This is a genomic window from Bacillus sp. JJ1773 (genome assembly GCF_036962035.1).
Classification (GTDB): Bacteria; Bacillota; Bacilli; order Bacillales; family Cytobacillaceae; genus Cytobacillus.
This window is the reverse complement of the sequence record NZ_JBALNX010000070.1, coordinates 1-25,135: the sequence shown is the minus strand read 5'-3', so window position 1 is coordinate 25,135 and position 25,135 is coordinate 1. Positions and strand designations below refer to the sequence as shown.

21 protein-coding genes and 4 pseudogenes are annotated in these 25,135 nt (G+C 37.0%); 9 read left to right on the top strand and 16 right to left on the bottom strand.

Going from position 1 to position 25,135, the window contains the following annotated elements; all coding sequences use genetic code 11:
• Positions 1 to 309 precede the first annotated feature (309 nt).
• Both V7127_RS19885 and V7127_RS19880 read right to left on the bottom strand, forming a co-directional pair.
• Positions 310 to 402: pseudogene (locus V7127_RS19885) on the bottom strand (DinB family protein); the annotation flags it as partial.
• Between the two features lie 120 nt (positions 403 to 522).
• Positions 523 to 1,092 carry a hypothetical protein gene (locus tag V7127_RS19880; protein ID WP_335348281.1) on the bottom strand — a complete coding sequence of 190 codons (570 nt, stop codon included), beginning with the start codon at positions 1,090 to 1,092 and terminating at the stop codon, positions 523 to 525.
• Positions 1,093 to 1,463: 371 nt separating this feature from the next.
• On the opposite strand from V7127_RS19880, the gene V7127_RS19875 reads away from it, so the two are divergent.
• From V7127_RS19875 to V7127_RS19865, 3 genes are all read left to right on the top strand, one after another.
• The gene (locus V7127_RS19875) at positions 1,464 to 1,976 is read left to right on the top strand and encodes a DUF3231 family protein (RefSeq protein ID WP_335488899.1); all 513 of its coding nucleotides are present in this window, start codon (positions 1,464 to 1,466) and stop codon (positions 1,974 to 1,976) included.
• Positions 1,977 to 2,300: 324 nt separating this feature from the next.
• Positions 2,301 to 3,305: a DUF3231 family protein gene (locus V7127_RS19870; RefSeq protein ID WP_335488896.1), complete on the top strand. Its 1,005-nt coding sequence runs from the start codon at positions 2,301 to 2,303 to the stop codon at positions 3,303 to 3,305.
• A gap of 27 nt (positions 3,306 to 3,332) precedes the next feature.
• Positions 3,333 to 3,788 (top strand): hypothetical protein, encoded by a 456-nt coding sequence (locus V7127_RS19865; RefSeq protein WP_335347381.1) that lies wholly within the window; start codon positions 3,333 to 3,335, stop codon positions 3,786 to 3,788.
• A 245-nt stretch (positions 3,789 to 4,033) separates the two neighbouring features.
• Here V7127_RS19865 and V7127_RS19860 read toward each other — a convergent pair whose 3' ends face one another.
• From V7127_RS19860 to V7127_RS19845, 4 genes and pseudogenes are all read right to left on the bottom strand, one after another.
• Complete coding sequence (locus tag V7127_RS19860) at positions 4,034 to 4,468, bottom strand: GNAT family N-acetyltransferase (protein WP_438824043.1); 435 nt, start codon at positions 4,466 to 4,468, stop codon at positions 4,034 to 4,036.
• Between the two features lie 152 nt (positions 4,469 to 4,620).
• On the bottom strand, positions 4,621 to 4,785 hold the full coding sequence (locus tag V7127_RS19855) for a hypothetical protein (protein ID WP_335488889.1): 165 nt from the start codon (positions 4,783 to 4,785) through the stop codon (positions 4,621 to 4,623).
• Between the two features lie 121 nt (positions 4,786 to 4,906).
• On the bottom strand, positions 4,907 to 7,522 hold the full coding sequence (gene ppsA, locus V7127_RS19850) for a phosphoenolpyruvate synthase (protein ID WP_335488885.1): 2,616 nt from the start codon (positions 7,520 to 7,522) through the stop codon (positions 4,907 to 4,909).
• A gap of 185 nt (positions 7,523 to 7,707) precedes the next feature.
• A pseudogene (locus V7127_RS19845) lies at positions 7,708 to 8,226 on the bottom strand (serine hydrolase domain-containing protein); the annotation flags it as partial.
• A gap of 966 nt (positions 8,227 to 9,192) precedes the next feature.
• Between V7127_RS19845 and V7127_RS19840 the strand changes: the two are divergent.
• Positions 9,193 to 9,687: pseudogene (locus V7127_RS19840) on the top strand (SRPBCC family protein).
• A 273-nt stretch (positions 9,688 to 9,960) separates the two neighbouring features.
• Here V7127_RS19840 and aac(6') read toward each other — a convergent pair.
• Positions 9,961 to 10,395: pseudogene (gene aac(6') / locus V7127_RS19835) on the bottom strand (aminoglycoside 6'-N-acetyltransferase).
• Between the two features lie 167 nt (positions 10,396 to 10,562).
• Positions 10,563 to 11,186 (bottom strand): FMN-binding negative transcriptional regulator, encoded by a 624-nt coding sequence (locus tag V7127_RS19830; RefSeq protein WP_335488883.1) that lies wholly within the window; start codon positions 11,184 to 11,186, stop codon positions 10,563 to 10,565.
• A gap of 130 nt (positions 11,187 to 11,316) precedes the next feature.
• Between V7127_RS19830 and V7127_RS19825 the strand changes: the two genes are divergently transcribed.
• Positions 11,317 to 12,696 carry a PLP-dependent aminotransferase family protein gene (locus tag V7127_RS19825; RefSeq protein ID WP_335488880.1) on the top strand — a complete coding sequence of 460 codons (1,380 nt, stop codon included), beginning with the start codon at positions 11,317 to 11,319 and terminating at the stop codon, positions 12,694 to 12,696.
• Between the two features lie 353 nt (positions 12,697 to 13,049).
• Complete coding sequence (locus tag V7127_RS19820) at positions 13,050 to 14,480, top strand: PQQ-dependent sugar dehydrogenase (RefSeq protein WP_335488902.1); 1,431 nt, start codon at positions 13,050 to 13,052, stop codon at positions 14,478 to 14,480.
• A 134-nt stretch (positions 14,481 to 14,614) separates the two neighbouring features.
• On the opposite strand, the gene V7127_RS19815 is transcribed toward V7127_RS19820, so the two are convergent.
• Together V7127_RS19815 and V7127_RS19810 are read right to left on the bottom strand one after the other, a co-directional pair.
• Positions 14,615 to 15,004 carry a cupredoxin domain-containing protein gene (locus tag V7127_RS19815; RefSeq protein WP_335488877.1) on the bottom strand — a complete coding sequence of 130 codons (390 nt, stop codon included), beginning with the start codon at positions 15,002 to 15,004 and terminating at the stop codon, positions 14,615 to 14,617.
• A gap of 379 nt (positions 15,005 to 15,383) precedes the next feature.
• Positions 15,384 to 16,178, bottom strand: a complete 795-nt coding sequence (locus V7127_RS19810; protein WP_335488874.1) for a carbon-nitrogen hydrolase family protein — start codon at positions 16,176 to 16,178, stop codon at positions 15,384 to 15,386.
• Between the two features lie 258 nt (positions 16,179 to 16,436).
• Here V7127_RS19810 and V7127_RS19805 point away from each other — a divergent pair, with 258 nt between their 5' ends.
• The gene (locus V7127_RS19805) at positions 16,437 to 16,835 is read left to right on the top strand and encodes a cytidine deaminase (protein WP_335353199.1); all 399 of its coding nucleotides are present in this window, start codon (positions 16,437 to 16,439) and stop codon (positions 16,833 to 16,835) included.
• A 113-nt stretch (positions 16,836 to 16,948) separates the two neighbouring features.
• Here V7127_RS19805 and V7127_RS19800 read toward each other — a convergent pair whose 3' ends face one another.
• Positions 16,949 to 17,800 (bottom strand): LysR family transcriptional regulator, encoded by an 852-nt coding sequence (locus V7127_RS19800; RefSeq protein WP_335488871.1) that lies wholly within the window; start codon positions 17,798 to 17,800, stop codon positions 16,949 to 16,951.
• Between the two features lie 233 nt (positions 17,801 to 18,033).
• Here V7127_RS19800 and V7127_RS19795 point away from each other — a divergent pair, with 233 nt between their 5' ends.
• Positions 18,034 to 19,128 carry an NADH:flavin oxidoreductase gene (locus V7127_RS19795; protein ID WP_335488868.1) on the top strand — a complete coding sequence of 365 codons (1,095 nt, stop codon included), beginning with the start codon at positions 18,034 to 18,036 and terminating at the stop codon, positions 19,126 to 19,128.
• 151 nt (positions 19,129 to 19,279) lie between these two features.
• On the opposite strand, the gene V7127_RS19790 is transcribed toward V7127_RS19795, so the two are convergent.
• From V7127_RS19790 to V7127_RS19775, 4 genes are all read right to left on the bottom strand, one after another.
• On the bottom strand, positions 19,280 to 19,903 hold the full coding sequence (locus tag V7127_RS19790) for an ECF transporter S component (protein WP_335346073.1): 624 nt from the start codon (positions 19,901 to 19,903) through the stop codon (positions 19,280 to 19,282).
• 178 nt (positions 19,904 to 20,081) lie between these two features.
• On the bottom strand, positions 20,082 to 20,792 hold the full coding sequence (locus V7127_RS19785) for an SDR family oxidoreductase (RefSeq protein ID WP_335346074.1): 711 nt from the start codon (positions 20,790 to 20,792) through the stop codon (positions 20,082 to 20,084).
• A 148-nt stretch (positions 20,793 to 20,940) separates the two neighbouring features.
• Positions 20,941 to 21,897, bottom strand: coding sequence for a carbon-nitrogen hydrolase family protein (locus tag V7127_RS19780; RefSeq protein ID WP_335346075.1), 957 nt, complete (start codon positions 21,895 to 21,897; stop codon positions 20,941 to 20,943).
• 394 nt (positions 21,898 to 22,291) lie between these two features.
• Entirely contained in the window at positions 22,292 to 22,798 is a 507-nt protein-coding gene (locus V7127_RS19775) for a hypothetical protein (RefSeq protein WP_335488864.1), read from the bottom strand.
• Positions 22,799 to 23,192: 394 nt separating this feature from the next.
• Here V7127_RS19775 and V7127_RS19770 point away from each other — a divergent pair, with 394 nt between their 5' ends.
• Positions 23,193 to 23,837 carry a glycosyltransferase gene (locus tag V7127_RS19770; RefSeq protein ID WP_335488861.1) on the top strand — a complete coding sequence of 215 codons (645 nt, stop codon included), beginning with the start codon at positions 23,193 to 23,195 and terminating at the stop codon, positions 23,835 to 23,837.
• Between the two features lie 310 nt (positions 23,838 to 24,147).
• On the opposite strand, the gene V7127_RS19765 is transcribed toward V7127_RS19770, so the two are convergent.
• Positions 24,148 to 25,005, bottom strand: coding sequence for a tyrosine-type recombinase/integrase (locus V7127_RS19765; protein WP_335488858.1), 858 nt, complete (start codon positions 25,003 to 25,005; stop codon positions 24,148 to 24,150).
• Positions 25,006 to 25,135: the final 130 nt, after the last annotated feature.

The following is a 25,135-nucleotide window of genomic DNA, read 5'->3' as shown; positions in this document are numbered from 1 at the left end:
TGCTCGGCCGCACAACTGCGTCGTTACTTTAAGTACAAAGTTTCACAAACTCGCCTAAACTTTCGCCTAGATATCTAGGTTTTATTCAACAATCTGGCCCTATAATGAAAATAAGCGCTGTTCCTTATTATAGGAAAGCGCCCTTTTCTTGAATAAACAAAAAGCTGATATTAACTGGTATTATTCAATTAAAAATCCTCAACTGTTATTGATTAAGGAGTATAATCATTCTTGTCCCTTGTAGTAGAGTAACTGCGTTCATGCCGGTGACCTATGACTTTTTAGCGAGTATTGGACGAGAAACTTAATTCATTGGGCTTCCTCGTCGGCCGAGGGGCCGTAGATGCCCGGCACCGGAATATCGAGAAGCCGCAAATAAACCCCGAGCTGCGCCCGGTGATTACAAGGGGTACACTTTAAATCGAAGAACCTTTTTTCAATACCTTCAAAACTAAGTCTGACCCTCATTATGTCAGTCTGTGCAAGAGAGTTAATCAAGGCATGTAGGGTAAAAGATAACATTCATCCACTACTTGCTGATCTTACCTTTCGTGAAACCGAACGATTTTTATCTATCATTGATATGTTTGAGACTAGTTGCGATCTTATTGTAGTTAACGAAGTTAATACACCGTAAATATAGAGAAAACCCTTGTCATAATCCTCGGTAAACTTATCGTACAATAAGGGGTTACGCTTCACGATGTATTGTGCCAAGTGGTTCATACTTTTCTCCAATGCCTTTAAACCTATAGACAAATCATCTTTGATATTTTCTAACGATGTCTTTATATCATCTGACAATGTGGTAGGTACCTTTAATTGGGCTAAAGTCATGGAATTTTCAGCAAGCTTCTGTTCTGCCGATAAGGCAATATTATATAAGCTTTCCTCTCCCATTACTCTGTCCAGTTTATTCAATGGCCCTATACTAGAGTAGATTAAATCAAGGATCTCTTTTTCAAAGTTCAAAAATACTTGCTGTTGTGAATCATTCTCTATTTCAGCTAATGGAATGAGGAGGGGGACGAAAATAGAAAAACAGAATAATACCAAGATGATTACATACTTATGTACCCAACGAAGTATCATAATTTGATTCCCTCCCTATTTTTATTATGCTCCGAATCAATGATTAAATGTACCCCAAGAACATTTACATTCTCTTCAACAAATTTCAACATAAATATCCATTTAATTAAAAAAAGAGTTACTCCACAATCTGGTCCTTTACTGGAATAATTAATTAGCTTCTATTAGCTGGTTTTGCGGAATAAGGAAAATGATACATTTTCAAACAGGATTCCTGATCGAACTTTAAACAATTAGACATTTTTATTAATGATCGAGCTTTATTTCGAAGCCACAAAATAATGAATTAATAAGCTGCGAAAGGAGAATGATAAGAATATGTGCTTTGGCGAAAGGAGGCACTAAATTTGAATTTGATTAGGAGGATTACAATGGGAATTTTAAGTGGAAATCCAACAGATGAACCTATGCATTATGGGGAAGTATTTAGCACCTGGTCGTTTCTTTTAACGGCTAAAGGGGCAATTGCAGGTTATCAAACTCACCTAAACCATGCAGGTGATGAAGATTTACAGAAATTGCTTGAGGAAGCAATTCAAGGAGGACAACAAGAAATCAAACAGATTGAAACTTTATTAAAAGCGAATGGAGTTGGATTACCTCCAACACCTCCAGAAAGACCCAAAGCTTGTTTAGAGGATATTCCAGTTGGAGCACGTTTTGCAGATCCTGAAATAGCAGCTGCTCTTTCAATGAGCATTGCTGCAGGATTAGTAGCGTGCAGTACAATAATGGGGCAATCAATTCGAGAAGATATTGGAATGATGTTTGGACAGTTTCATATTCAAAAGGCAGCACTTGGAGTTAAAGTTCTTCGTCTAAATAAAGAAAAAGGATGGTTAGTTCCACCTCCATTACATCATAATAAAGCAGAAGATTGTTAGTTAGTTTATAACTGATATAAGGGGAGAAGAAATTTTATTCTGCTCCCTTTTCATTTTTAAAGTAACTCGTACTTTTCATTAAATATTAATTGATTATTATCCCCTTTTAAATTTACTCGCTATTCTTCACAGATTGTTATTCAACAATATGGCCCTTTTGATGAAGAAAGACGCTTTCCTTATTTCAGAAAAGCGCCCGATTGCGGAGTATTAAAAATGCGAAAAAGATGCAAAAATGACTTCTTAGTAATTTTACTTTTGTTCAGATCCTTTTTTATTCATAGTTCTTGCTCTATTAGAACATAATACTCAAGAGGTGATAACGTGGATAAAGACAAATTAAAACTCACATCTTCTGAAATAGGAACACTATGGGGTGAGTATGTAAATGGAACAGCCATTGATATTGTAATTAGGTATATGTTTTCTATTATTGAGGACGAGTCCATAAAATCTATTTTTAAAGATGCAATCGTGACGTTTGCAAAACAAAAGAAACAAATCGTAACTTTTATAGAGAATGAAGGATTTCCAGTACCAATTGGATTTACTGAATCTGATCTTAACAAAGGCAAAGAGAGACTGTTTAGCGATATATTTTGCCTAAATTATTTACATATCATGACTTTACATGGTTTACTAGGACATTCAACTTCATTAGGTACTTCTGTCAGAGAGGACTTAAGGTTTTTTTACGACTCATGTGATAATGATGGGAAGCGGATGTATCATCAAACAATTGACTTATTACTTGAGAAAGGGAGTTTTCAGAGAGACCCTTTATTCTATCCTGCTGAAAATCCTGAATTTATTTCTAGCCAAGATTTTACCGATGGATTTTTCGGAAAAGGTAGGTCATTAACTGCAATTGAAGTCATAAGTATTTCTTTCAACCTAAAAAAGAGTATTATGACAAAAACTCTTTCTATTGCATTTAGCCAAGTCGCTCAGACAAAAGAAGTAAGGAGATTCTTAGAGGATTCTGAGAAAGCGGCAAATGAACAAATACAGGACTTTTCAAACATAATGAAGAAAGATAATTTACCAACTCCTAAGTCTTGGGAAACAGAAGTGACTAATTCAACAGACTCTCCTTTTTCAGATAAGTTAATGATGTATCATATGGGATTCTTGTTTCAAACTGCACAGGCTTATCATGGGACAGGTCTAGCGTCAGCCATGCGAACAGACCTTGTTGCTACTTACGAAAAAACAATTCTACAAAATCTTATGGTGATTAAAAAGTGGTTTAATATTATGGTGGAAAATAATTGGTTAGAACAGCCACCTCTTGCTCCTAATAGAAAGGAAATTGCAAAAGAAAAATAATAGAAATAATTTATTAGGGTATATAGAATGACTAAAAGTGTATTTGAAATACTAATGTGGAGTATTGCACTTCCAGGTTTTGGTCAATATTTAAACAGAAAATACTTTAAAGGCACAGTTCTCTTGATCCTTGAATTCCTGATAAATGTACAAGCCAATTTTAACCAGCTCATACTTTTAAGCTTTCACGGGGAAATTGGTGATGCCATAAAACAGGCAGATTATCAGTGGCTGATGTTTTACCCTTGTTTATATTTTTTTTCGATGTGGGATGCTGTAAAAGATGCAGGCGGTGGGAAAGATACTTGGTCTTTTCTTCCGTATGTATTCGCTGCATTTTTTGTAACGGTTGGATTGATTTTTTCCTCAAAAGTAACGATATTTGGAGTGCTATTTGGTCCTGTTTGGCTCCCAATGTTATTTGTTTTTCCTGGAGTAATAATTGGAGTTATTATTAGAAAAATCATAAATAACATTTATTAAAGCCATCCTCACTTTAATATTAAAAAGAGGATGGCTATAAATGCTGAATAAACAACATAGATATCCAATTTTCTTTAAAGTGCTAATCAATTAAATGGCCCTTTTCATGAAGAAAGACGCTTTCCTTATTTCAGAAAAGCGCCCGATTGCTGAAGATTATTACAAAGTCTTATTGAACAAAAGCACCCCATTAGTCGAAATAAGAACTCTAGCTTTTTAATCACTAAAGCGACCGATTACATCATTTATTTGGATGTCCATTCATATTGTATATCAGGTAAATTTTCTTCATTTTCATGTCCTCTACCTATGATTTCAAATCCATGTTTTTCATAAAACCGTTGCGCATTTTCATTTACTTCAAATGTGTATAATGTTAATTTCCCACTTGATTGTGCTTTTACTTTATCTAGTAATGTTTGACCTATACCGATTCCTTGATAATCTATATGAATATACAGTTGGGTTATTTCCCTTTCGTTATAGGCAACCACCCCAACTACTTTTTCATCAATTAACGCTAAATCTATTTGACACTGTTCAGGTAATATATGATTTAAATAATAAACGTGATTTTCAAAGCTGTGAATTTCTTTCTGACCAATAGCCTTTTCCTTGCTATCTCGCCACATAGCCACTGTTTGTTCAGCGTATTTGGGGTTAAACTGAGCAATTAACATTTTGTTTTGGTTCACAACGATACCTCCTCAAGTTATTATTAATGCTTTATACGTAATTTCCCTGTAATTAATTCGACGAATACTGCCTGTTGCAGGTATTATGCTTATATAAAACTTCCTCCTAGCCCCTTTCGCTAAGCTGCTTCTTTAGTTTAAGTACAATCTTTCACAAACTCCACACTATCATCACCATAATTATTCAATTTTCCGTGATATTCTTCCTCCGCAATCTGGCCAGATAATGAAAATAAGCGCTGTTCCTTGTTACGGAAAAGCGCCCGATTGTTGAAGATCAATGGCTGCTGAAGATGGCTCACACTTATTGAACTCTAGCACCCTATAGTTTAAGTGATAGTATTCACAAACTTATATAAAAAGCCGACTCCCCATTAGGAAATTCGGCCATATTGATGTATTAAATCTGAACGTATTCAGCAATTACAATATTTTGATATACCCTTCAGTTCCATGCACGCGAATTCGTTGCCCATCTTTTATTATTTTGGTGGCATTTTCCACCCCGACAACTGCTGGCAAGCCATATTCACGTGCGATAACTGCTCCATGGGTCATCAGTCCACCAACTTCAGTGACTAGGCCTTTTATGGATACAAACAATGGTGTCCAGCTAGGGTCAGTAAAGGTGGTGACTAATATATCTCCATCTTCTAAATCAGCATGTTCCATGTTTAAGATGACACGTGCTCGACCCTCTATAACTCCAGAAGAAACAGGTAGACCTACAATAGCTTCGGCTGGGAGATTTTCTCGTTTATACTCACCTACAATGATTTCACCATCAGACGTGATAACACGTGGGGGGGTTAGTTTTTCATAAAATTTGTACTCGTCTTTTCGATTGCCGATGATCTGGTAATCCAGTTTGTTTGTGCGTACGACTTCGCGAAGTTCTTCAAAAGTGAGATAGTATATATCTTCTTTTTCATGAATAACGTTGGCTTGTGCGAGTTGTTCGGCTTCTTTCAGTAAAGCCTGCTTATAAACGAAGTAGCGATTAACCATGCCGTATTTTGGATATTCACGATAACCGATGAAATTTCGGATTAGGTCGATCATTCGTTTTGTTTCTTTGGATTTTTGTTCACCATCCGGTAATTGCTTCAATCGATCTAATAACTCTTGTTCTTTTTTCAAAGCCTCCTGCCGCCCGTGCTCAAAAATCCGATTGCTTGCATTAAGCTCAAAGTTTTTGATGTTATTGAGAATCATGGGGACAAGTGTAATTGGTTTTTCAATCCATCGTGTTCTAGTAATATCGATTTCTCCGGCACACCGCATTCCGTATTTGCTGAGATAAGCATAGATAGCGTCTTGGGTTTCCTGTCCACCATCAAACTTAACCAGTTCATCCAAAAAGTTATCATCTTTCACATGTTGTAAATAATTAATTACTTCTGGATAAGGACGAATCACATCTGCGACATCCAATAGCGCCAGACCCATTTCCGAAGTAATATTGTTTGGTACAGATTGAGAAAGCGTGTCTGCTACGTTTTTCTCACCCAACCACTTGTTCATTTTTTCATTGATCCATGATGCAGCATTTATAGCAGCCATAAATACAGCTGAACTTTGTGGGTCAAATAAAATCTTCTTTAATTGCTGGATATCTTCTAGAATAAAATCAAATAAATCCGATCCTGCTTTCCTTTGGATGTTTTGTTTTAACTCTTCTATGGATGTTTGACTACTCTTAATCAAATCAGAAACGATTGTCGGGTCGTTTTCGATTTGTGCTTGAGAATCCGCAGACGACACACCTTTATTGCTTTTACCGGAACTCTGTTCTTGCTTATCATTTGGTAAAGATTTTATAAAATCTCCTCGCTCTATTATGGTAATGAGTGCGTCTTTTATGAGCGGATCGTGTTGTCCCATGGCATCTAATAACATTTTTCTGCTGTCAGGTGAAGCCAGCATATGTGTGACATCAACAAACAACCTTCCACCAGCTTTAAACCTGGGTCCAAAAGATGTTAACTGGAATAAAGACATTCCCAATGGTTTCAAGGGGTCGGTCATCATTTGTTGATGACCGACAGATACGTAAACGTGATTTTCTTCATCATTCGCTTCAGGGATGGGGTATAAAGTTGTGATTGGCCGACTCTGGACAATGTAAAAAGTATCATCAACCAAACACCATTCTATATCTTGTGGACAACCAAAATGAGCTTCGATCTGTCTTCCTATGTGTGCTAGTTGTAAAATTTGTTGTTCAGTAAGTGTTTGAGACTTTTGCTGATCGGGATCGATCTGCTGGGTCTCTGTGCCGCCTTCTTTTAGTCCATAGATAGCCAATTTTTTGGTTGCTATCCTCTTATCGACGATTTCCCCTTCCTGTACTTTATAAAAATCAGCAGATACCAAGCCAGAGACCAGTGCTTCTCCAAGTCCAAAACTTGCATCGATTGATAGCAGCTTTCGGTTAGAAGTAATTGGATCAGCGGTAAATAAAATCCCTGAAGCTTGTGGGAAAACCATCCTTTGAACGATAACGGATAAATAAACTTGGCTGTGATCAAATCCGTTTTGCATGCGGTAGATTACCGCACGATCCGAAAATAGGGAAGCCCAACATTTACTGATATGCTGCAAGATTGCTACTTTGCCGATGACATTTAAATAGGTGTCTTGTTGACCAGCAAAAGAGGCATGTGGTAAATCTTCGGCAGTCGCACTAGAACGCACTGCATAAGCATGTTCATCGCCAAACTCGGAGAGATAGTAAGCAACTGCTTTCACAACATCGGAAGGAATTTCTACCTCCATAATGATTTGTCGAATCTTCCTGCTGATTTCACCAATTTGATCTTGATCATCTACTTTTAGCATTGTTAGTTGATCCAACAATACGTGAAAGGCTTTGTTTTGCCCGAGAGCTTTTTGATAGGCTTCTGTCGTAACACAAAATCCTTCTGGCACTTGTATTCCATGAATCTTCGATAGTTCCCCTAATTTCAACCCTTTTCCACCAACGAGAAAAAGCTGTGTTTTTTCTATTTCCTGAAAACTGAGAACCAAGGAACTCATTCTATATCCCTCCAAGAAATCTCATTATAGTTCTATTGCATTCTAGCAGTAGTAAATGAGAATAAACAGTCTATATTGACCAATTATCATTACTATATATATTCACTTTTTCTTGATATTCTTCCTCCATTAAATGGCCCTTTTCATGAAGAAAGACGCTTTCCTTATTTCAGAAAAACGCCCGATTGTTCCGGCTCGGGCGCCGGCTCCGGTAAATTGGGCGTGAGCCCCTGCTCGAAAATCGCGTTCATAATCGGAGTACCCAGCGATGTCATATCCATGCCGAGCCCGAACGTGGAGGTCAGCAGGTCCCGTACGGTGATCGGCCGCCGCGCCGGTACGGTATCGTCCAGCGGACCGTCAATCCGCTTCAGCACCCGCCGGTCGGCGAGTTCCGGCAGCCACTGCTCTACCAGGTCATCCAGCCGTAGCCTGCACTCGTCTAGCAGTACCATCGTCGCCGCGATCGTTACCGGCTTGGACGTCGAGGCCATCCGGAAGATCGTGTCCCGGCGCATCGGTGCACCACCGTCATGACGCATCGTCCCGATCACTTCGACATGCGTCTCACCGTACCGACTGACCAGGGCAACAAGCCCTGGAATCTTCCCGGACTCAACATGCCGTGCCAACACGTCGCGCATTCTGCGCAGCCCAGTTTCGGAGAAGCCGCTGTTGCTTTGTACCGATGTAATCTTTTTCATTTGGTTTCCCTCTCTTTACTTTTTAATCAGTCCTATCTATTCTGCAGATTCTCTTTTATAATTCATGCTTGAAAGCCCTTTGTTACGCTATCTAATCTATTTCCTTTTAGATATAAATATAACTGTTCATGGAATCTTATACCTAAAGGTACGACTGTTCGATGAATAAGATTTTTAAAACGCTCGAAATCTACTCCTTTTAGGACTTGAATTGGAAATCGCCCCGTAGAACTTAGCTTCTTCATATTTTGTTGACCTGGATAATTTATGAAAAGGAATCGAACAATCAAGTGGGACTGATTAGCATCTTTTCCAGTAAGGGGACGAAGCGAGTCACTGAATTGGGCTTTATCCTGTTAAAAACGTCACAATAGACGTGTAATCAAGTTCGAGATGGATACGTTCGCCTCTGAGAGATTCATCGCTGTCTGCTTTGAAGAGCATCTGGCGTTAAGAAGGGTGTTAGAAAGGTTGGAATGAAGTTGGATGAGATTGTGCCCGAGAACACAGAAATCAATGGCAGGTTGGTTAGTGACTGCTTTATTCGATGGAGATTGTTCGAGACTGAGTGTGCCGGTACATATTTGGGGAATGAGGTATATATTTTTGCTTAGGTGGGAGTTTATAAGCTTCTGTACACTGATCTTGAACATAATAATTCTGATACTGACATTTTATGAACTTTTCATAACTATCATATTTCAAAAGGTAATAATGGTTTATTTGACATTCATGTATCCCTAAAAGTGAAAACCCCACAATATCTTTATGTATACTAATTTAGTTTAAATGTGTTATTCAACAATCTGGCCCGATTGTGGAATAAGAGCTACAGACGATTCTTAAACTAAACTGCCAAATAGTTTAAGTACAATCTCTTCTTTTGAATAAATCAGAAGATTCTTTATTTAAATAGCTATTAATGATATTCTACAAATAAAAATAATTCCAAAAGGAGGATTTGGTTTGACAACCACTTCAAATAATAGAACCATTACTAATGAGGTTACCATTAATGCCCCCTTACATTTAGTTTGGTACGCTTGGACAATATCTGAACGAGTTTCAGAATGGTTCGCACCTGAAACAGTAGTTGAAGCTATGGAAGGTGGAGCCTATGAACTTTATTTTATTCCTGGAAATAAAACTGGTATGAATACAAAAGGTTGCAAGATTATTAAACTTGTTGATTAAAAAGAGTTACGATTCACTTAGAAAGGCCCGGATCAATTTGAAACTATAATGAATAATGAAAATGAATTAATAACTGTTAATGTTAGTTTTAAACCAGTTGATACCGATTCTACAAAAGTAATTGTTGAACATACTGGATTTAAAGAAGATGATAATTGGAAAGAAGCATTTGACTGGCATCAAACGGCTTGGTTGGGTGTTCTAAGTAGCTTAAAGTCTGCTCTTGAAAAAGGTGAAGGCAGTTTATGTTGCCAACCTATAAAATAAATATACTGGACAAAACCATCTATTGTTTCGAATTTAATAGATGGATTTAATATTTCCGTTCTTACTTTAGAAAAATCCCTATTTAATGAAACTGCCTGTTTAAGTACACTTTTTCGCAATATCTTCCTAATTTTAGCATAATACCATAATTGTGTTGCTCCACAATCTGGCCTTAAAAGGGAAAATGAGCGCTAATCCTTGTTCAAGGATACGCCTGACTGCAGAAGGTTGTATTCGTTATGCTTGTTCAATATTAGCGAATCTCGTCATTCCTTATAAATCTTTTTTAAAACAAATAATACGATTTACTTCATTAAATCCTAATTTAAGATGCATTGCTAAACTTTCCTCATTTTCTTATTCACAATCACTAGCAAATTCATGACAACCTTTTTTCTTAGCCCAATTCTCACAAGCATTTACTAATTTTTTTGCAAATCCTTGTTTACGAAAGTCCTCTTTTACATAAATCCCCTCTAAATATCCCACCGGACTTGAACTCGTCCCTTCAACATAATCATATCGCAATTGGCATTGCGCAAACCCAATTGTTTCGCTGTCATGATAAGCTAAAAAAATCTTTGCATCAGGCTGAGAAATAATATGTGTCATTTCTTTAATAAATACCTCTAATGTGTGACCTGGCCAAAGCAGTAAAGCAAGGTGTGCAGCTTCTTTTGTATCCTGTAATGTCGCCTCTTTTAGCATAAATAACCTCCAAATATCTTTATAAAATGAATTGATTCTCTTTCTTTATCAATAAAACTTTCATTTGAACGATTTTGCCAAATACATAAAAAAAGGCGCAGTTTTTATTCTGAAATCGTTGCCCGATAATGGAGTAAAGCATTGAATATTTTTACAAAGTGGCATAATTACTCACTATCTTTTTTTCTCTTTTTCATCACTTCTGCCAGTTGTTGAGAATTTAGATTTTCTTCTTCTTGTAATTTTTCAACGATGTTATGATAATCCTCTTCATTTCGATTCTGGCTTAATTTAAAAGCGGCTTGAACTTCTTGCACTTTTATTTTATAGCCAACAATCGCTTTTAGTTGACTTTCTAATACATGAGGCGATAGCTTATCCCATAAAACTGGGTTTTCACGCTGTTTCTCATACTTCTCTAGCAACTTAATAAGATCTTGTTTCAACTCTTCTTCACTTAATATACTTGCTTGACCATATACATGTACTGCTTGGTAATTCCATGTGGGTACATTTTCATGCCCATACCATGAAGAAGAAACATAACCATGTGGTCCCTGATATATGACTAGAACATCGTCACATGTTTCAAATGTTCTCCATTGAGGATTCCCATATGCCATATGTCCAGTTATATAATAATCCTCTCCATGTTTATGAAGCTGTAATGGAAGGTGGGAAGCAATGGGTTTCCCTTTTTTTGTTGTGACCAATGTTGCAAATGAGTTTCCCTCAATGACTTCTATAATTTCATTGATATTTGTGACTTGAAAGTATTTTGGAATATACATAATAGCCAGCTCCTTTTTATTTTAAAAATTACTGAAACTTTGGATATCCATTATTCAAAATAGTAGTATAATTATTGACATATAAAAAGATACAGTTTTAATCAATCAGACATGTCAGAGGCGATTTATAATGAAAAATTTCATTTTTGCTTTAGAGGATCACTCTTCCAAATACAAACAAATATATGAGCGATTTAAATTATTAATCGAGCATGGTGACCTGCCAGCAAATGAACAATTACCTTCCATTCGTCAGCTGGCAGATTCCTTGCAAGTCAGTCGCAATACGACATTAATGGCTTATGATCAGCTTGTTGCTGAGGGCTATATTCGTGGAGAAGGAAGAAAGGGCTACTTTGTTAATGTATTAGAGCCCCGTTTATTTCAAGAGGAAGCCATTCCTAATCCTAGTAAGCAAACTGAGCCAGTGACAACATTTTTTGTTGATTTTAAAGCAGGGGCAGTAGATCAAACAAACTTTCCTTTAAAAGCTTGGAGAAGAATTTCTAATTCAGTACTGACCTTACAGGAGAGTTTTCAATACGGGGATCCTTTTGGTGAAATGTGTTTGCGTAAACAAATCGCTGCCTATTTACTCCAATCTCGTGGGGTAAAGACAGATCCAAATGCCATTATCATTGGCAGCAGCACCCAACAAATGTTGATTAATCTTGGACAAATCCTGAAGGATGATTTCCAAAGCATGATTGTGGAGGATCCAGGATATGATGGAGCAAAAGAGGCATTTTTATTCCATCGTTTTACACTTGAAACTTTACCAGTTGATGAAACTGGTGCTGATTTTTCACAATTAGAAAAAATGATGTCACGCTTAATTTATGTGACACCTTCCCACCAAAGTCCAATAGGCGTAAGCATGTCCATTCAACAAAGGCAAAAGCTCATTCATTGGGCCAACAAGAAAAAAGGATATATTATCGAAGACGATTATGATAGTGAATTTCGCTATACACAACAACCATTTCCAGCACTTGCTTCCATTGATTCAAAAAGAGTGATTTACCAAGGGAATTTCTCAAAGTCCTTTCTCCCAGGTATTCGTCTAAGTTATATGGTGCTGCCACCGTTTCTTTTAGACCGTTATATGAGACATTTTCAGCATTTTGAGAGTACCACTTCCCTTCTTAGCCAGCTTACAATGGCTAAATTTATGGAAGAAGGAGAATGGAGTCGCCATATTAAACGGATGCGTCTTGTTTATAAGCGAAAAATGCAGTGCATAGTTTCTGAGATAAAAAAACATTTCAAACAACATATTTCCATTATTGGGGAGCAGTCTGGTTTGTACTTATTAGTTAAGATACATCAAAATCGTTCCGAAGGCTGGTTAATTGAGCGTGCTGCCTTTTATGGTGTTAAAGTATACCCTACTTCCATCTACTTCATTAATAACCACTCTGATGAACCCATTATAAAACTTGGTTTTAGTAATCTTACTTGTAAAGAAATACAGTTAGGCGTGAAGTTTTTAAAAAAGGCTTGGTTATAAAAAATATCCCCGCAAAAGTTAGTTATGTCTAACATTGCGGGGCATTCAATGAAATTATAAACATAGCGTTTTAATTCACTAACCTACTGCTATAGTTTAAAAACAATCTTTCAAAACCTCTTCTAAATGTTAACCATTAAATCCAACTTTCTTTAAAAGGTGTTGTTCCATTAAATGGTCCTTTTAATGGAACCGTACAGTTTGAATTTAAGCGTAAAAAGAATCCCCTATTCCAACACTGCTGCGAAAATGATCAATCCCTTGTTAGATTCTTCGGCCTTGATTTGGTATTAATAAAACAGTTCTAATCATATTCTTATAAAAAGAAAACTAAGAAGGGAGTGTATAGTTTGTTGATAAAAGTTAAGGTTAATTTACGGCCCATTGTAAGCAAGTTGAATTTACCAACTGTTATGAAAGCAGCGATACTTCCGGGTGACTCAAAAGAAACATTATTTATCGCAACCCAGGTAGGAGAGATTTTTTACATAAGAAACGGAGTTATACGAACTTTTTTAGATATTCGCCCGCGAATCATTAAACTGGGTACTTCTGAACAAGGTGTTTCTGGTGGCGGATATGATGAACGGGGATTGCTTGGACTAGCATTTCATCCCGAATTTTATAATAACCGCCTGTTTTATCTTCATTATTCAGTATCCGGAACACAAGGTCCAGGAGCTCTTTCTGAATCTTTTTCACCTGACCCGTGTGATCCAAAAACTTTAAACTTAAGGTGGATAAATAGAGAAACTCAATATGATCATATTAATACTTTGGAAGAATGGATTTTACCATCAAATGGTCAACCTCAAAAACTACGGACATTACTAAACTTAAGAAGACCATTTTTTAATCATAATGGTGTCAATAGCTTAAACTTTTCACCGGAAACAGGAAATCTTGTTTTAACTAACGGGGATGGTGGAGCAGGCTATGATCCATTCAATTTAAGCCAGAATGATATGGAAATCGCCGGTAAAATAATTGAAATTGATGTAGGTAAGAATACGTTTATCAAGAATCCGCCCGTAGTCACACGGTTTAATGAGCTTCCCGTACCTATTCAGGAAACACTTACGGTGATTGCCAAAGGGGTTCGGAATATACCTGGCATTTCATTTCATAGGTTTTATAATCAATATATCAAATATGTGGGAAATGTCGGACAGGATTTGGTAGAGTCAATTTATTCATTCCTTCAGCATAAATCAATACCGGTTACCCAGCTTGTCCAAGCTTTTTTAATGAAATCTGAAGCTGACCAAGAAGGATTTATTAACTTTGGCTGGCGAGGGTGGGAAGGTGTTTTCCCTACTCCGATTATAAGGGGCTGCTCTGCAAATCAGGATTTGGACGAGACAACAATAGCTTATTATGATGAAGCCATAAAATTATCAATAAGGCGTCTTCAGCCTTTAACTAGTTATTTTCATAAAGATCAAAGACCCAATAAATTTGGAGGAACTGCACTTACAGGAGTGCAAGCCTATATGGGGAATAGAATCCCCGCTTTAACAGGAAGTGTGGTGTTTACCGATCTTGCACGGAAAGAAGAATCCGGATCTCCGGTTAGAGGGGTTTTAGCTTATACTAGAATAAGAACAGATTGTAAACTAAATGATTTTAGTGTTATTCAAACCGATTATAATTTTGGGCCCGGTTCGGCATATTATGTTAGTTTGGGAACGAATCTGGATCAAAGCAAACTATATTTAGGGGTTTATGGCTCTATGAAAGTGACTGATTTTAACCAAGGTACTGTTTTTGAAGTTATTCCGTGATTAAAACTATTAAATTCAACTTAATACCTTCGATGCATGGAGAGGGAGCTGCCGCAGCTCCCGTTCTTAACAAACGCGTTTGTTTAATAAGCAAATTACTATTATTCCTATTAAAAAGCATGACCCGATAGGCCCTATTCAACTATTACCTTTCCGACCATTCCTTCCTGGAAATGGTACCGACATATCAGTTCGTATGTACCGGGCTGTTTCGGATTCACGGTAATGCTTTTTTCTTGTCCTGGCTGGATCTCGGCGTCAATACCTAGCTTTTCCACTGTGAAGGTGTGCTCTTTCTTACCTTTGTTTTTCAATAACAACGTTGTGGTTTTTCCATTCGGAATAGTAATGACTTTCGGGTTAAAGCTATCATCCTTCAATTCGACCGCAATCGATGTCACCGTCTCCATAGGCTGAGTTACAACATCGTATTCGGCCAATACGCCGAGGGAGCCTGCAGAGTTCACACCCAACATCATCCCAAGCAAAACTGCCAATCCTGTTAAACACTTTTGCACAAACATTCGCAAGACCTCCTTTCCTAGACACTATTTTTTCCAATTCATAAAATATTATCACTATATCCACGTGTTGTATTAAAACATGCTGGACTTTGGTCAACGAACCCTTAATCACTATGCGAAATATCAAGACGCTATCCGATGTGTTTTTTGGATGGCATCTTCCTTTTTATAATAAGCTCTGATAAGGGTACTGCCAGCAAACGAAATTTTAAAACTTAAGGATTTCCAAATAAAAAAGCCTAATTTCCCAGTGTTATAAGTGAGAAATTAGGCTCCTTTTTCAGAATACCTCTAGTCTAACTTTCTTCGAATTCTATAAAATTCATTTCCTTTATTATAATACGTCTCTGATATACATCGGAGCGTGGCAAGCACCGCTTTAGCAGTAAAATTCCGGTTTTCGGTCTCTTACGCTTGGCAGTTTTTCTCGCACTCGGCGAATCCGATCTAAATCAAGATCAGCGAAAAATAACGTTTCTTCCTCACCGGCACTGGCGAGGACAGTTCCCATCGGATCAACAATCAGACTGCGTCCGGAAAAAATATCGCCAACAAGGTCGGCGCCGCAAACGAACATCGTATTTTCAATCGCCCGTGCGCGAATCAGCGTCTGCCAATGCTCCTCTTTCATCGGACCAGCTACCCATCCGGCAGGAACAAACAGGACGTCCGCTTCCTGAAGCGCAAATTGTCTTGCAATCTCTGGGAATCGCAATTCATAGCATACCATTAAGCCAATTTTTCCAAACTCTGTTTCAACTACTTTATATTGATTATCACCCGCAATAATCGTATCCGACTCTTTATAACTAAAAGCATCATATAAATGTGTTTTTCGATAAGAATGAATGATTTCGCCTGAACGGTTAATAAATACTGTTGTGTTATAGGCGCGTTTTTGATCATCCGCTTTTGGTTCATACATACCGCAAACAACATAGATTTCGTTTTCACGAGCAGCTTGTGCAAGGCCGGAAACAAACGGACCATCTAGCGGTTCCGCTACCTCAACAGGCAACACGCCAGACTTTGGGGTGGCAAGCGCCATATAAAATTCCGGAATAATGACAAAGTCTGCGCCTTTACTTTTGGCTTTCTCAATATATTGGATCGCCTTCTCTAAATTAGAGGCCTTATCAACACTGGTGGATAATTGTGCAATTGCGACTCTCATGTTACTGAGTACCTCCTAAAATGATTATTTTCATCTATTTTAATCTATTTCACTGTTATTTTGTGGACTTTTTAAACGATTAATAATTTTCCCTATCCTTTGACAAGCTTAGAGTGGAGAAAGGCAACCATTTCCATCGCCTAATTCATCTATGTTGACAAGTTTTTCTAAATATTATATTATAACAATCCTGCCAATCAAACGTTGGCATTAAGGGGACTGTGAAAAGTTCATTCTTCTTTGAAAGGGATGGATCATATGAATAAAGAGCTATTAATGGAAAGTGCGCGTAAGATGAAGGAAAGGGCCTATGTACCTTATTCCAAATTCCCAGTTGGAGTCGCGTTATTACTAAAAGATGGTACTGTTATTAATGGAGTAAACGTGGAAAATGTTTCATTAGGTGCAACAAATTGTGCTGAGAGAACAGCTATTTTTACTGCAATCGCAAATGGTTACAAAAAGGGTGATTTCCAGGCGATAGCTGTCGCGGGTGATACGGTAGATTTTCTTCCACCTTGTAGTATTTGCAGACAAGTGTTAGCAGAATTCTGTTTACCTGAAATGCCCGTTTATTTAACAAATGAGAAGAAAGATATATTAGAATTGACCTTAAGGGAATTATTGCCTTATGCATTTACAGACTTAGATATGTAATATACTTATTCAATTTATATAAAAAGAGGGCAAGTTTTGATGGATCATTTCTCAAAACTTTCCCTCTTATTTGTTCATTTATTAAGGATTCTAAGAATATGTTTTTCTCTTTTTTAATCCCAATTTTTAGAGTGTTTCTTTATTAAGGTTATCATACTTATGATAGATGGAGAAAGCCACTTGTCCTTATGATAGGCAAGGAATGTTGAAATAGCTGGATGTTCCGGTTCTACTTCCTCCCCATGCAATTTCTGACTTTCTAATTCTTCTTTCACTGAAAAATAAGGTACCAATGAAATTCCTAATCCACTTCTAACACATTGTTTTATCGCTTCAATACTTTGGAAATCTAAACTTTCTTTAACATCCATTTGTTTGAAATTTATATAGTGATCAAAAACAGACTTATAACTGCATGACCTTTCCGTATATAAAACCGTTCTTGAGTTTTCTTGCTTTGGAGGACTTATCAAAACCATTTTTTCTCTTTTCAATTCTTCACAATGAATCTCATGTAAGGACCAACCTTCTTTTTCTAATACCAATGCTAGATCGATGTCGCCATTTTGAAGATGTGATGCCACATTATAATTCTCGATAGATTTTAGTGAAAGGTTAACTTTAGGATAAGATTTTTTATATTCAAGAAGAATAGGTGGAACACGGCCGATCGTTAGCGATTCCGAGATACCAATAATAAGATCGCCTGACGGATCCTCGTCTATGTTTAACGCCTGAGCATGCAATTCAATGATCTTTACCGCATAAGAAAGAAGTCGATGACCGTAATAAGTCAAAACGACTTTCTTGCCGAGTCGATCAAATAAAGGCTTTCCTACTTCCTCTTCTAATTCTTTTATATGGGTAGTAACGGAGGATTGAGCATAACCGAGATGTTCAGCAGCTTTTTTAAATCCTCCTCTTTCTACAATTGTCTTGAGTGTAATAAGTTGGCGAAGTTCCATCTAATTATCCCTTTCATAGTTCAATATTATCGAACTAATAGTTCGTTAATATCTATTTTACTAAACTAAGGCGGTGAATTACAATGGTACAGAACATAGATAGAAAAATTCTATTGAATAGGGTCCTTCAAAAAACGAGATACCCTTGAGCGAATAGTGAAGGATGTTAAATAAATACTTTATGGTTGATTAAGAATATACAATGAACTGTTATAAAAGAAGGAGTTTTGACAATGACAAACACAAAAACGTTATTTGAGACTGTTACATTAGGGAATATAACAGTAGATAATCGAGTTGGGGTTGCACCAATGACACGCATCAGTGCAACATCTGAAGGATTAGTAACTGATGAAATGATATCATACTATACATCTTTTGCCCGCGGGGGATTTGGATTTATTATTACTGAAGGGATTTATACAGATGAAAAGTATAGTCCAGGTTATTTATATCAGCCAGGGATTGTTAATGAAAAACAAACAGAAGCGTGGAAGAAATTAGTAGACTCTGTTCATCAAGCAGGTGCGAAAATCTTTGCGCAGATCATGCATACTGGGGCTCTTGTTCATGGGAATCCTTTTGCTGAAGAATCAATCGCTCCTTCTGCTGTTAAGCCAAAAGGGGAAAAAAGTGAAGCTTATGAAGGAAATGGCCCTTACCCAATGCCAAGAGAAGCAACGAAAGTAGAAATAACTGAAGTTATAACAGGATTTGTAAATGCTGCTAAACGTGCTCTATTAGCTGGATTTGATGGGATTGAAATTCATGGAGCCAATGGTTATTTACTTGATGAGTTTCTTACTGATTATACAAATCACCGTACAGATGAATACGGTGGTTCTACGGAAAATCGGGTCCTTTTATTGCTGGAAGTGTCTAAAGCGATTAGGGAAGCAGTAGGGAAGGACTTTACAATTGGTATTCGGATTTCGCAAGCGAAAGTAAATGATTACACACATAAATGGGCAGGAAAAGAAAAAGATGCTGAAATTATCTTTGGTCAATTAGGGCAAGCAGGTCTTGACTTTATCCATGTTACGGAACACCAAGCATGGAAGCCTGCATTCGATACAAGCGAAGCATCACTTGCCTCTCTTGCAAAAAAATACGGAAGGATTCTTGTAATCGCCAACGGTCATTTAGAGGATCCTAGCATGGCGAGGAAAATCATTGAGAACGGGGAAGCCGATGTGGTTACCTTAGGCAAAGGGGCCTTAGCTAACCATGATTGGGTTAACAAAGTCAAAAATGGAGAGCCTTTAGCAGAGTTTAAGCCAGAAGAAGTATTAACACCGAATGCAAAAATTAAAGAATTTGAAGTTTAAATCATCTCAATCTAATTTTAAGAATCTAAAAAGCACATAATTTCTAGTAAATGTAATCACAGAAATTCGAGGATCCAATACATGCTTATCCCTCACTACACTTCCTCTCCCTGTGATTACATTTAAAACCACCCGTGATAACGGGTGATATTTATTTTTTCAATACCTTCAATAACGGTGGAACCACAGCCGTTGTTACAATTCCAGCAAGGACTGCTTCGGCAAGTCCATTTGTAAAAAACACAGTTAAAACAGCTTTATAAATTGCACTCGTGCTACTGGCATTAATAGCTTGAGCATAGGCATCTTGAAATAAAAAAGAAATAGAACCCATGACTAAAAATGTATGTATAAAAGTTGTAAGTAAGCCAGTTAAAAATAAAGCAGGCTTTTGATTGGACTTTTTCTTTATAATAGCTTTATGAACAGCTTTGAAAATATAGTAAGGTATAAACCCAATTATTACTCTCGGAACAATTGCAATAAATAACGCCCAAATACTTCCCTGACTCGTGCCTAATACAGGAATTGCTGGTGAAAAAGCAAATGATAACAAGGTTGGAGTGATCGTATTTATTGCAATACTAGTGAAACCAAACACAAGCCCTAAGAAAGCACCAATTTTGGGCCCTAAAATAATAGAAGCTATAATTATTGGAATATGAATGATAGTCGCTTTAATTACACCTAAATGTATATACCCAAAAGGTGTTAAAGCACATAATAAAATAATAGATATAAAAATCGCAGTTAAAGTAAATTCTTTTGTTTTCAACTTCTAACTCCTTAGTCATCTAATTTCTTTCATTTTCCTAAAGACTAGCAAAACACCATTTTAATTTAACTAAATTCTATTTATGATTAGTGCAAAAGTAAAGATATTTTCCTTGATGAATATAAAAAAGGGCTCCAGAAAGTGATCAAAACTTACTTTCTGGACAGCCCCCTGCTATTTACACTGGACGAACTGTAATTTCATTTACATTCACATAGTCAGGCTGGGTGACAGCATAGACAACAGCCTTTGCAATATCGGCTGCTTCAAGCTTTTTACGATCATTCGAGGTTCTATTACTGCTCAAGTCTGTATCTACCATCCCTGGTGAAATATTCGTTATCCTTACACCTGTTCTAGCAAGTTCCTTTTCCAATCCCATGGAAATGGCCCGAACAGCGTACTTTGTAGCACTATAGACGGTACTTGTTTTTGTTACCTCAAGACCGGAAACCGAAGCAATATTGATAATATGTCCAGTTGACCGGCTAAGCATCGATGGCAATACAGCATGAATGCCGTAAAGTACACCTTTTATATTAACATCAATCATCTGCTCCCAATCCTCCACCTGCCCGGATCGGATGGTTGCTGTTCGCATTTGCCCAGCATTATTGATAAAAATATCTACATTGTCTAATTCTGCTTGTGCCTTTTCCGCTAGCTGATTAACGTCACTTTTAACTGACATATCCGCCTGGACAGCAATTACTTTCACCTTGCCATTCGTTATTTCTGTAATTTCACTTTTTACTTCGTTTAATTTTTCCAGCCGGCGGGCGGCCAGGACGATATTTGCTCCCTCCATGGCTAATTCCTTAGCAATAGCAGCGCCAATTCCAGAGCTGGCACCAGTGACGATCGCTGTTTTTCCTTGTAGCCTGTTCATGACAGTCTCCCCCTAACTTTTTCCATTAGTATAACATTGAAGCAAAAGGTCTTGCTATTGGAAGTGTTACACTGCTCATTGAAAAATAAAAAGGATGTCCCTATAAGAAAAAGATCCCTTTCCCTATTAAAAAGCAGGACCTACAGGGTTATTTCTTCCAAATGATATTTTCCTGCTTTTCTTTGTTTATTAACAATTTAAAAACATCCGGCCTTGAATAATGCCCTACTGGATCGAAGTCAAATTGACTAGAGGCTATTTGTCTCATATCAAGATCGGCAATAATCATTTCTTCTTTTCCCCAAACAGGTTCAGCAACATAATCACCAAGTGGCCCAACAATGGCACTTCCACCGTTACACATCACATCTGGAGCTGATACAAGGTCATCATAACAAGCTAAATCCTCAGGGTACATGTCCTTCGTTACAAATTGATTGGAGGACAATACAAAGCATCTGCCTTCCATTGCTATATGACGAATAGTCGACTGCCATGATTCTCTAGCGTCAGCAGTTGGGGCAATATAAAGTTGAACACCTTGTGCATACATGGCCGCTCTCGCTAAAGGCATGTAGTTCTCCCAGCAAATCAGAGCTCCAATTTTTCCATGCGGAGTATCAAATACAGGTAATGTACTTCCATCCCCCTCACCCCAAACAATCCGTTCCGCTGCAGTTGGTTTTAATTTTCGATGTTTACCCAAAAGGGAACCATCTGGGCCTATAAAAATAACAGAACAGAAAAGTGTACCACCACTATATTCGCTATCCCGTTCAATCACACCCATAATAAGGTATACTCCCGCTTCACGTGCGGCTTGACCAAGCTGTTCCGTCGCTTCACCAGGAACAGGAATCGAGTTCTCCCAATATCGATACCAGTCTTTCCTTCCATCGTCAGTGCGGCTTCCTATTACAGTGCCAAAGGATAATCCTCTAGGATACGCTGGAATAAATGCCTCTGGAAAAACAACAATTTGGGCGCCCTTTTCTCCTGCTTGTTGTATTAAGCTAACTGCTTTATTTATGGTGGCATCACGGTCCATAATAATGGATGCAGCTTGAATAACCGCAACCCTTACACTTTGATTCAAATTCGCCATATAATACCTCCATTTAGATACCGAATCTTTAATTAGTTTTTTCGGTAGATTGAAAGAATCTATCTAACTATATTCCAAATAACTTTATGGCAGAACTAGTATAATGTGCTTTACAAAGTAACCTACACTTCTATCATAATGAAATAAATATTTTTTAATCATCCACTTTAATACTTCCCCCATCCATTTACTCTTAGAATATAAAAAAAGAGAAATCATGAATGAAATCATGTTTCTCTTTTTTCGAATGGTGCTTGTTATTTATTAATAACAAGAAAATCCTCGTCATTAAGTGTTATCGCATAAATACCGAATTGTTTCTTCGTCTGAAGCAGTCGTTAATACAAAGGCAATCCAACACCTAACCTAAGACATACTGACTTTTGCAGTTGAACTATTTTTGGCTTATTTCAAAAACTTTCCTAATTATTTCATTTAATTCTTTCGTTCGGCTAATGGTAATGTACTCATCATTTTTATTAAAATATGTGATTGCGTTTGTATAATATAATTGTTCTGGTTCATCATTTTTCCTTATTGAATATACATATCCCCCATCAGTTTCTTCCTTTTTTATTATGATGAAGTCTTTACCATTTTTGTTTTCCAAATGAATTAGTTCAAAATCTCCCCATTCACTCTCCACATACATGGCATAATTCGGTTTTGTTTGGAAAAGCGCCATAGAATTAGAGTTTTTTATTTCATTAATCTTGAGCCCCTGTTTGGTTAGAGCAACAATTATATCTTTAGCATGGCTGTATTCATTTGGAATAGATAGGTTATTGGTCGTTTTATTTTCATTTAGCTCCTTCGATACTTGGGACTCCTGTTTTGAACACCCAATAGGAAGGGTTACCATGGATAACAAACAAAATAGTAAACAAGTTCTTCTTACCATGTTAAATCCCACCTTTATGCAAGTATAGTAAATAACATGTTAAATTTCCCCTTTTAGTTTCACTCATAAACATCCTTTGTTAGATACTACCTAGTATTTAACTACTACCATAAGCAGTTTTCTAATTATCCCTTATTAAACTGATCGCCCCTGTTGAAAAAGAAAAAAAGGGGCCGTCCTTTCTCGTAAACTCTCGCACCAATTAGTAATACTTTTATATTCCTTACTTCCTGCAAAAAATAAATATTCTACCAGAATCCACTCTTACATTTCGTTATCTATCCAAATTTCGTTTTTTCTTGAAAAACGGGGTTGAAGGACCAATTTTAGGAATAAAAAAATCCATATATCAATAATAAAAAGGGTACTTTTTATCTTTGGAAGGAGAAGGTATATGAAAAAAATATTGTTGATGGGTTTTATTTTGTTATTTCCACTAAACATGATGACTGGAACAATCAGTACCTACGCTGAGACGCAGGTACCATGCATTAGCCAATCTGAAGTAAAGTTTGAAAATCATTTCAGGAGACTTTGGATTGATCATGTATTGTGGACAAGTAATTATATTACAAGTGCAACAACAGCAAGAGCAGAGGATCAAAAACAGGTATTGACTAGGCTTCTGAAAAATCAGGAGGATATTGGTAATGCTATAAAGCCAGTATACGGAGAGCAAGCTGGGAACAAACTTACGGATTTGCTTAAGGAGCATATTATTATTGCAGGAAAGATTGTAGATGCGGCTAAAAGCGGAAATGAAGCCTTGGTGAATCAGCTAAACAAAGAATGGTATAGAAATGCTGATAAAATAGCAGCTTTCCTTAGCGGTGCCAACCCCTATTTGAAAAACGAAGATCTAAAAAATTTACTCTATACGCATCTGAAATTTGTGACAAATGATTTATCTGCAAGTTTAGCAAAAGATTGGAACGCAAGAATCGTTTCAATTGACAATGGAATCACACATATAATCCTAATGGCAGATACTATTTCTGCGGGAGTTGTGAAGCAGTTTCCGGAAAAATTTAAAAAATAATCATAAGAATCTCCAGCATTCTGTTGGAGATTCTTTCATTATGAGGGTATTTACTGTGTCAGCACTTTAAAAAAGGCTGCCGGCCGCGCCTGGAGATAATGAAGTAGATAAGGTAATAAGATTGGTGGGATATAGCAATATTGCAACAACAAGTAGATAGTTAAAGGATTCTTTTAGCGATCTGGCAGATGGAATTATACTCTTCCTAAATTTTAAGGAACTTGAAATATCATTCCTTAATTACAATAACCCTTCCGAATGATTCGGAAAGGCTATAAAAAAGTACTTATTACACCCCTAATAAAACAACCTATCCTTGTGTGTCGTTAATAAAAGCATTATTAATGACTTCCTCTAATTGGCTTCTATTTACCTCGGGTCTTTTTATATATCTTTTGACTAGATTTAAATCCTTAATGCCTGCCAGTTTTGAAACAACCTCAAGATCGACATTAGAATCAACGAGCCGTTGACAAAAAGTATGTCTTAACTGATTTGGGGTTACATCATAATTTTTAAGCATGTATTGGATGGTTCTTTCTGTTAATCGTTTGCCTGTTTGCGAGATGAAAATGGCCTCTTTTTTTAATGGGTGAACCACAAAGTATTCATTTAAATGCTCTCTTGCATCCCTTGATAGAGGAATGACACGTTTTTCTTCCTTTTTTTCAACAGTTATCTCATTTTTCTCGAAGTTGACATGCTCCCAGTTTAAATTACATAATTCTGAAATACGAATTCCAGTGTGCAACAGTATATAGACTATAGCCCGATCTCGCAGATCACTATTATGATTTACCTTTTCTATCAATACTTGATACTGCGCCTCGGATAATATTTCAAATTCTTCATTTCTTTCCACAGGCTTTAGTTCAATACCAAAAGTAAGTTCAGGCTGCTTCAGGTACTTCGCAAAAGTACGTATAATACCAACAATTTTATCAATTGTTGCTAGGCTCTTTTGCTGTTGTTCCAGGTGGGAAATATAATCTTGAATATCACTCTTACGCAAATGGTTTAAATCAGAATCGTTCTTTTGAAGCCATTCATGAAACCTTTCAAGTTCTAGACCGTATGTTTTTACAGTATTAGCAGATTTATTTTGCTCGACTAGCCATTTACAAAAATCAAGAATCAGCGGAATAACCTCTCCAGAATAATTAGTCAACTCATGTCCCTCCCAGATATTGTTACTTTCATTATAACTCCAACAAAACGAGAAGTAAACTTCTACGAATTTAACATATAAAAAAAAGCATCCATAATGGATGCTTGTTCATTGCCTAGCGACGTCCTAC